Annotated in this window: 8 protein-coding genes and 1 tRNA gene; 3 read left to right on the forward strand and 6 right to left on the reverse strand. The window is 65.8% G+C overall.

What is annotated here, in order from left to right:
- The 3 genes from serS to ACXJKR_RS25055 all read left to right on the forward strand — a co-directional run.
- Positions 1-559 (forward strand): serine--tRNA ligase (gene serS / locus ACXJKR_RS25045; protein ID WP_457325124.1); only part of this gene is annotated, 559 nt, incomplete at its 5' end.
- A gap of 47 nt (positions 560-606) precedes the next feature.
- Positions 607-694 (forward strand) — tRNA-Ser (locus ACXJKR_RS25050).
- 186 nt (positions 695-880) lie between these two features.
- Complete coding sequence (locus ACXJKR_RS25055; RefSeq protein WP_457325125.1) at positions 881-2,044, forward strand: tyrosine-type recombinase/integrase; 1,164 nt, start codon at positions 881-883, stop codon at positions 2,042-2,044.
- Here the strand turns inward: ACXJKR_RS25055 and ACXJKR_RS25060 are convergent.
- The 6 genes from ACXJKR_RS25060 to ACXJKR_RS25085 all read right to left on the reverse strand — a co-directional run.
- Complete coding sequence (locus tag ACXJKR_RS25060; RefSeq protein WP_457325126.1) at positions 2,031-2,225, reverse strand: helix-turn-helix transcriptional regulator; 195 nt, start codon at positions 2,223-2,225, stop codon at positions 2,031-2,033. The genes ACXJKR_RS25055 and ACXJKR_RS25060 overlap by 14 nt on opposite strands.
- A 194-nt stretch (positions 2,226-2,419) precedes the next feature.
- On the reverse strand, positions 2,420-2,695 hold the full coding sequence (locus ACXJKR_RS25065; RefSeq protein WP_457325127.1) for a hypothetical protein: 276 nt from the start codon (positions 2,693-2,695) through the stop codon (positions 2,420-2,422).
- A 286-nt stretch (positions 2,696-2,981) separates the two neighbouring features.
- Positions 2,982-3,302, reverse strand: coding sequence for a hypothetical protein (locus ACXJKR_RS25070; RefSeq protein ID WP_457325128.1), 321 nt, complete (start codon positions 3,300-3,302; stop codon positions 2,982-2,984).
- Between the two features lie 28 nt (positions 3,303-3,330).
- On the reverse strand, positions 3,331-4,059 hold the full coding sequence (locus tag ACXJKR_RS25075; protein ID WP_457325129.1) for a hypothetical protein: 729 nt from the start codon (positions 4,057-4,059) through the stop codon (positions 3,331-3,333).
- Between the two features lie 24 nt (positions 4,060-4,083).
- Positions 4,084-4,314, reverse strand: coding sequence for a hypothetical protein (locus ACXJKR_RS25080; protein WP_457325130.1), 231 nt, complete (start codon positions 4,312-4,314; stop codon positions 4,084-4,086).
- A 21-nt stretch (positions 4,315-4,335) separates the two neighbouring features.
- A partial coding sequence (locus ACXJKR_RS25085; RefSeq protein WP_457325131.1) for a hypothetical protein occupies positions 4,336-4,542 on the reverse strand: 207 nt, incomplete at its 5' end.

Consider the following 4,542-nt stretch of genomic DNA (forward strand, 5'->3'; position numbering starts at 1 on the left):
CGCGCGCGAGAGCGTGCTCAAGCCCGAGGACCTGCCCGTCAAGCTGACRGCGCACAGCCCCTGTTTCCGCTCGGAAGCCGGCTCGGCCGGGCGCGACACGCGGGGCCTGATCCGCCAGCATCAATTCGACAAAGTCGAGATGGTGCGCATCGAGCTGCCTGAAAACAGCATGGCCGCGCTGGAGGAAATGACGGGTCACGCCGAGGCCGTACTCCAAAAGCTCGGCCTGCCGTATCGCACCGTGCTGCTGTGCAGCGGCGACATGGGCTTTGGCTCGACCAAGACCTATGACCTCGAGGTCTGGCTGCCGGCGCAGAACACCTTCCGAGAGATCAGCTCCTGCTCGAACATGGGCGCCTTCCAGGCCCGCCGCATGCAGGCGCGCTTCAAGAACGCGCAGGGCAAGAACGAGTTCGTACACACGCTCAATGGCTCAGGCCTGGCGGTCGGCCGGACGTTGGTTGCGGTTCTCGAGAATTACCAGAACGCGGATGGCAGCATCACGGTGCCTGAGGCGCTGCGGCCCTATCTGGGCGGCGCTGACACGTTGCGAGGTTGAGCTCCAAAAGCCTGGCTATAATGCTGGGCTCAGCTCGCACCAGATTCGGAGAGGTGGCAGAGTGGTTGAATGTACCTGACTCGAAATCAGGCGGACGGTAACGTCTCGGGGGTTCGAATCCCCCCCTCTCCTCCAGTTGGCCCCACCAAGTAACCTTGGCGGCCCACAAGAGCCCGCAGGTACTGATGCAGAATCAGGCACTTAGCGGGCTTTTCCTTTGCAGCTCCCCACACGGAACCATGGCGCCACCCGGCAGACCACGGCCTATGCGTGGGCATCTGCGTGGTACGTCCCGCGCTCCCTGTCGCGGATGCCTACAACGTGCCCACCAACACCCTCACCGACGCCAAGTGTCGCGCCATCAAGCCGGGCGCGAAGCTCATCAAGACCTATGACGGCGGCGGGCTGCACCTGGCCACCACGCCGCACGGCGCCAAGGTCTGGCGCGTGGCCTTCCGCCTGGACGGCAAGCCGCAGACCAAGAGCTTGGGGCCGTACCCCGAGGTGAGCCTGGCCGAGGCGCGGGAGAAGCGCGACGCGCTCAAGAAGACGCTGCGCGATGGCGCCGACCCGCGCGCGCCGAAGAAGGCCAAGGCCGGCATGCTCTTCAAGCCCGCGTGCGAGGCCTACTGGAACGGCCGCAGAGACATCGCCGACAGCTACCGCGACAACGTGCTGCGTTGCCTGGAGTTCAACCTCTGGCCCAAGCTCGGCGCGCGGCCGATAGGCGAGATCACGCGAGACGAACTGCTCGACACCTTGCGCCCGATGGACGCGGCCGGCAAGCACAGCTATGTGCGCAAGGCGCGGATGTGGGCTGGCCAGGTCTTTGAGTGGGCCGTCGAGAACCGCGAAGCGACGATCAACCCCGCGGCGCAGATCCGTCCCGAGAAGGCCTTCGGCAAGTCGCCCGTGACGCACTTCGCCGCGCTGGATATTCCCGATGTGCCCGACTTCCTGGAGCGCCTGGGCATGGAGAACCGGGATCTACAGAGCGTCTTCGCCTGCTGGATGCTGGCCTACACCTGGGTGCGGACCAGCGAATTGCGGATGATGGAGTGGTCTGAAGTGGACGGCGCGATGTGGCGCTTGCCGGCCGGGAAGATGAAGCGCCCGCGTGATCACCTGGTGCCGCTGCCCACGCAGGCCCAGGCGCTGCTCAAGGAACTGAAGCCCCGCTGCCGCGGCGCGCGCTTCGTTTTCGAGGGCGACCGGACGCCGGACAAGCCCATGAGCGAGAACAACGTCTTGGCGCTTATCGCGCGCATTGGCTACAAGGGCCGCATGACCGGCCACGGCTGGCGGTCGGTGGCGTCGAGCTGGGCGAACGAACGCGGCTACAACCCGGACGCCATCGAGCGGCAACTAGCCCACGTCCCGAAGGATGAGACGCGCGCCGCCTACAACCGTGCCGCCTACCTGCCAGAGCGCACGCGCATGCTGCAGGAGTGGGCAAACTGGCTCGAATCGGTCAAGGCAGGTTGATCCCGGCCTCGCGCAGGGTGGACAGGCGCCAGCCCATGCAGGTCGGCGACGGGTGAATGTCCGGCTTCGGTAGCCGGCCTTCCTTCAGCCAGCGGCGGATGGTCTCGCTGGATTTGCGCAGCTCGGTCTGCAACTGGTCGCGCCACACCACGCGGTCGATTATTTCGGGTTCTGCCAGCATCTCAGCCCTCCGCCTGTGTGACGGCCTCTTGGAATCCTTCGCACTCGCACCCATCGACAGTGCAAGCGCTGTCGGGCTGGCCCCTGTGCTGGACGCACGTATGACCGCAGTGCGGGCAAGGCGTCTCGCAGTCGACGGGGTCGCCCCAGTGTTGGCAGAAAGGGCCAGAATCCTGGAAGTCATCGTGCTCGCCATCATCCATTCGTCTTCTCCTTGGCGCCGGTGTCTGTGATGAACTCGGCAAGGATGGCAAGTTCGATGAAGTCGCTGAGCGCGCAAAGTTCCGGGTCTGCGCCTTCCTCTCGCGGCTTGGCAGATGCGATGGCCGCGCAGCGCTTAGCCACAGCCTGGACGAAGTCTTCTAGTTGCGCTGCCGTGAACTCCACACGCCCCAACTTCGGCGGTTTCGAGAGCAGCATGGTGACTTCGGCGCCAGACTCGCGGGCCATCTTTTCGATTTCAGGCTTCATGTCACCTCCTCTTTGTAGGCGCCAGCGCGTCCGCGATCGCGCCAGCAGCAAAGGCGATGCTGGCCGTCAAGACGAGAGCGACGAAAAGCGCCGGCTTCTGCCAGGCTGGGCGAGCGCTGCGCCGAAGGTCGCGCAGGTCTGCGATCAAGTCAATGTTCGTCATCTCAGCTCTCCTTCGTAGCGTCAAACTTTGGATCATTGGCGGCATCACGCATCCAGCCTTTGACGATGACCGTGGCGCCTAGAAGTAGGGTGTATTGCATGGTGTCCTCGCGGGGGATGGGATTCAGCCTTTGCCGATCTGCGCGGCAGCCCTGACGATGGCGCGACGAGTGGCGGCTATTGAGTCATCGCCGCGGTCTTCGAAGGTATAGGCATCAACTCCAGGAGTCCCGAAGACCTGCACCAGCGAGGGGCCGCGCAGCATGATGTCCAGGTGCAGCTTCACAGCCAGCCGCAGGGCGTCGCCGTCGCTTTTCAGCGGGCTCCAGATTGAGTAGGTGCCGTCAGCGTCAATGCTGGTCTTGACCCAATCGTCATCGGTCCAGCCTTCGACAGGCACGCCTGCGGCCTTCGCTGCCAGCTCAAGAAGTTCGCGGTTTGTCATGTTCGGGTCCGTGGCAGGGGGACGGGAATCACGCTGCTCGCTTGAACTCGACGACCCAGACCCAGGTGTTGGCCTCCCATGCGCCCGGCCCGTTGATCTCGTCCCATAGCTGCGAGTACCAGGCCATCGCGTCGAGCGAGGTGGCGTCCGGGCCAGGCCAGCCCTCGGCGGCCGCGTCGGCTTCGCTGATGTCGTTCAAGCGCTCCACGCGCACGCTGACGATCTCCAGCAGGATGCGGCTTGCCCAGCGCGGCATGTGGATGCAGGGCTTCCAGCGCACACCGATCTCGCCTTCGCGCCCGCCGGCCGGGCCTTCCTCGTAGACCAGCTCGGGCGCCGGGTCGGTCGCCCGGTAGTGCGCCTGCTGCCACAGCGGGTGAGCGCACTCGTAGTCGTCTGCGGGGCGGTGCTTGGTCGGCCGGCCGTCGTTGTGCGGCGGCTGCTGGTCGGGCTCGACGCTGCGCTCGATGGCGAACGTCTCACGCACCCACAGCCGGTCGCCGGGCTGGCCGTAGGGGCACTCGGCGGTCCACCCCTCATGGTCCGATGTCGTGTAGTCGATGCCACCGCGCCTGCAATCCATCAGCATGGCGCTGGGAGGGAGGTAGTCGTTGTGGCACAGGAAGTCGTGGCCGTCGAAGTGGAAACCGTTCGCATATGGCTGCGACTTGCACACCCGCCGAGTCTGCGTCTTCGTGCCGGCCAAGAGGGCGCGCACCATGGGCGCGCTGAAGAGGATCGGGCGTTCTTTGGTCATGTTGTGCGTCGGCAGGGGCTGGGGTTACTCGGTCGAGTCGCTTTGCGCCCAGACGAAGGCGGCGGCGCGCAGGACCTGGGCGGCGCGCAGGTAGTCGGCCAGGCCGACCAGCGGGAAGTCCCTCGCCGGCTCTTGCAGTACGCCCTTCAGCAGATACGTCGCAGAGCGCTCGAAGGCGCCGGCCAGGGCCAGCACTTCGGCCCGCGTGATGGGTGCGTCGTTGACGGGCGGCGTCACGGTGTCGAGCAGGTTCATGGATGGCAATGGGGTATGGGATCAGGCCGCAGCCAGGGCGACGCGTGCCGCCGCTGGGGTGGCGCCGAAGCCGGCCGGCGACTCCTGTAAGTTGATGAAGTCCGGCCGCACCGCGCACCAGGCGTTGCCGTCCATGAAGACGCGCGAGTCCGGACCTCCGTGGGCCACGCAGGCCAGGCCGGGCACGTAGCCGTCATACAGGTTGTCGGCGCGCATCATTCGGCCCGC

Source organism: Roseateles sp. P5_E11 (assembly GCF_054049355.1).